This is a genomic window from Flavobacterium sp., assembly GCF_046155325.1.
Lineage (GTDB): Bacteria > Bacteroidota > Bacteroidia > Flavobacteriales > Flavobacteriaceae > Flavobacterium.
In genome coordinates this window covers 1-3,582 of record NZ_JBJXDQ010000173.1, presented here as the reverse complement: position 1 = coordinate 3,582, position 3,582 = coordinate 1, and the positions used below count along the sequence as shown (strand labels likewise).

The 3,582-nt window shown below is 37.4% G+C and carries 1 protein-coding gene; it reads left to right on the top strand.

What is annotated here, in order from left to right; genetic code table 11:
• Positions 1–3,396: efflux RND transporter permease subunit (locus tag ACKVOD_RS11840; RefSeq protein WP_409209675.1), on the top strand; the 3,396-nt coding region annotated here is incomplete at its 5' end.
• Positions 3,397–3,582: the final 186 nt, after the last annotated feature.

The following is a 3,582-nucleotide window of genomic DNA, read 5'->3' as shown; positions in this document are numbered from 1 at the left end:
TTCACATTATTAGTTACCATTACAGGTCTAATTGCTTACACCTCAATGCCGCGTGAAGATTTTCCAGAAATTATTGAGAATAAAGTTTACATATCGTCTGTTTTTCCTGGAAACTCAGCCGAAGATGTAGAAAAATTGATTATCAAACCTCTCGAAAAAGAACTCAAAAACATTAGTGGTGTCGAGAGAGTAACCGCAAGTTCCTTCCAAGACTACGGAATGATCATCGCCGAATTTTCGGATAAAGTATCTATTGAAGAAGCCAAACTAAAAGTCAAAGACAAGGTTGATATTGTCAAAGCCGATACTGATTGGCCTAATCTGGATAACGGAAGCAAAGTAGAACCTAGTGTTTTTGAATTGAACATTTCCGAAGAAGTGCCTATTTTAAACATTCACTTAAAAGGGAATTACACCACCCAACAACTCAAAAAATATGGCGAAAGACTGCAAGATGATATCGAGGAAATTCCCGAAGTTAAAAAAGTAGAAATTTTGGGTGTTGATGATAAAGAAGTAGAAATCGCTGTCGATATCTTCAAAATGACGGCAGCTCAAATTTCATTTGATGACATTCAAAATGCGGTGAAGTATGAAAACATGACGCTTTCGGGCGGTAATTTGATTTCGCAAGGTTCGAGAAACAACATCCGAATTGTGGGTGAAATTAAAGATCCAAAAGAACTCGAAAATGTTATCGTAAAACATACTGGCGGGGTAGTATATTTAAAAGATGTTGCAACAGTTACTTTCAAAGAAAAAGAAAAAACGACTTATGCTCGCGAAATGGGTAAGGAAGTAGTGATGCTCGATGTGAAAAAACGCTCGGGTCAAAACATGATTTCGGCGATTGATCAAGTCAAAGAAAAACTGGAATTAGCTCATGAAAATTATTTGCCAAAAGATTTACAAGTTGAGCTAACCAACGATCAATCGGAGCGTGTAGAACATCAAGTAGATGAACTATCTAATCACATTATCTTCGGGATTGTGTTGGTTATGATTGTGTTGATGTTTACCATGGGATTACGAAACTCTTTATTTGTGGGAGCGGCTATTCCGCTATCGATGATGATAGCTTTTACGGTTTTGTCGATGTTTGGATTAACCCTAAACACGATGGTGCTTTTCGGATTGGTAATGGGATTAGGTTTATTGGTTGATGACGGAATTGTGGTCGTCGATAATGTTTTTGCCAACATGAAAAAGGGAATGACTCGAGTTCAGGCTTCCAAAGTGGGTATTGGCGAAATCGCATGGCCTGTAATTTCATCAACAGCCACTACCCTGATGGCGTTTTTACCTTTTGCCCTTTGGCCTGGTACTATGGGTAAATTTATGATTTACTTCCCAATAACCTTGACCGTTACTTTGACAGCTTCGTTATTTGTAGCGATGGTCGTGAATGCTGCTATGACAGGCGGTTCTATGGATATCGAAGATAGAAATGTAACCCTAAAATCAGCCAAAAGATATACCATTATATTCTTGTTTGTAGGCGTATTATTTGTGATTATTGGAAATGTAAAAGATGTGAAATTTGCCCGAGGAATTGGACATTTTGCACTCATTTCATTAGCCTTTATGTGGTTGTACAAATGGAAAATGTATCAATGGACACAAGATTTTCAACACAACTTTTTCCCAAGGTTAGAAGAAAAATACAAAGGTTTTTTAGGAAAAATTCTAAAAGGTCGAAATGCTTGGTTTGCCTTGGTAGGAATCATCGGAATGTTGTTTTTATCTATTTTTCTATTGGGACTTTTCCCTAGAAAAGTATTGTTTTTCCCAGACAATATACCAAGACAAGTCATTACCTACATCGAATATCCGCAAGGAACAGATATTGATAAAACCAACAAGGCGACTTTGTTTGTTGAGAAACAAGTCATCGATATCATGAAAAAATACATCGATCCTAAAACAGACAAAAACTTCCTTGCCGAAAGTATTGTTTCACAAGTAGGTGTCGGAGCAGGAAATCCAAATGTAGATGCGGGTTCAGCTAACGAAACCCCTTTTAAAGGGAAAGTAACGGTGAATTTCTCTGAATTTAAGTTTAGAAGAGACATTAACACTTCGGATGTTTTAGATGAAATTAGAGCGCGTGTCAAGGGCATTGCTGGCGCAACCATTACCGTAGAAAAAGATGCAAACGGACCACCTGCGGGTTACCCAATTAGTATTCAATTAACTGGTTATGATTATAATGAAATGCTCAAAGAAGCCGACAAAATGATTGCTTTTATTGATGCTAAAAAAATACCCGGTATCGAACGATTGAATGTAGATGTCAACAAACAAAGCCCTGAGCTTGAAGTAAAAGTAGATCGCGTCAATGCAGGAAGTTTGGGCGTTTCGACAGGACAGTTAGGATTTAATTTGCGTCGTTCTGTTTATGGACAAGAAATCTCTACTTTCAAAGAAGGCGATGACGATTACAATATCATGGTGCGTATGCAAGAAGATCAGCGCAAGAACGAAAATGTATTATTCAACCAGTCGTTGACTTTTAGAAATCAAACCAACGGTCAAATGATGCAAGTGCCTATTTCGGCAGTATCAGAAACCGAAAAAACAAATACGTATAACCAAATCAAAAGAAAGAACTACAAACGAATAATGACCATTTATTCGAATGTACTCACGGGGTTTAACGGCGACGAAATTACCAAACAAATTGGCAGCGAACTCACCAATTATAAACTACCAAAAGGAGTTACGTATTCCTTCTCTGGAGTGCAAGAAGAACAAGGCAAAAACCAAAGTTTCTTGATGTATGCTTTATTCCTAGCCATGGCAGGAATTACGATTATCATTGTGTTGCAGTTTAATTCGGTGTCCAAAACCATCGTGATTTTATTTACGGTGCTTTTGAGTTTTAGTGGTGTGTTTTATGGTTATGTCATTGCCAATATGGATTTTGTGATCCTGATGACCATGATGGGAATCATTTCCTTGGCGGGAATTGTCGTGAAAAACGGAATCGTACTGATGGATTTCTTCGTCTTACTTTTGGATAAAAAAGTAGCCGACAAAGGCGTAGAAAGCCACAATGATTTATCGCTTATTGAAATTGAAGAAATCATTATCGAAAGTGGTAAAAACCGTTTGCGTCCCGTATTATTAACCGCATTAACGGCTATTTTAGGATTAATTCCACTAGCTATCGGACTCAACTTTGACTTCTTTGGGTTGGTAACCGATTTGAACCCGCATTTGTATATGGGAGGCGATAACGTAATTTTCTGGTCGCCATTGGCTTGGACTATTATATTTGGTTTGTCTTATGCCACGGTCTTAACCTTGGTTATGGTACCCGTGATGTTCTTTTTAGTAAAACGAACGAAGTACTGGTTGCGAGACTGGAGATTGGCAAACGCTACAGAAGCATAAGATTGATATACTTTTTAACAGAAACCACCGGAAAATTGATTTTCGGTGGTTTCTTGTTTTTGTAGGAATGGATTGACTATATTTGAAATTTATAAAAAATAAATCTCAACTACAGTTGAGCATATACAACCAAAAAGAATGACTTTGCTCAGTTTTTGAATATAAAACTGAGCCTATAAACAAGTT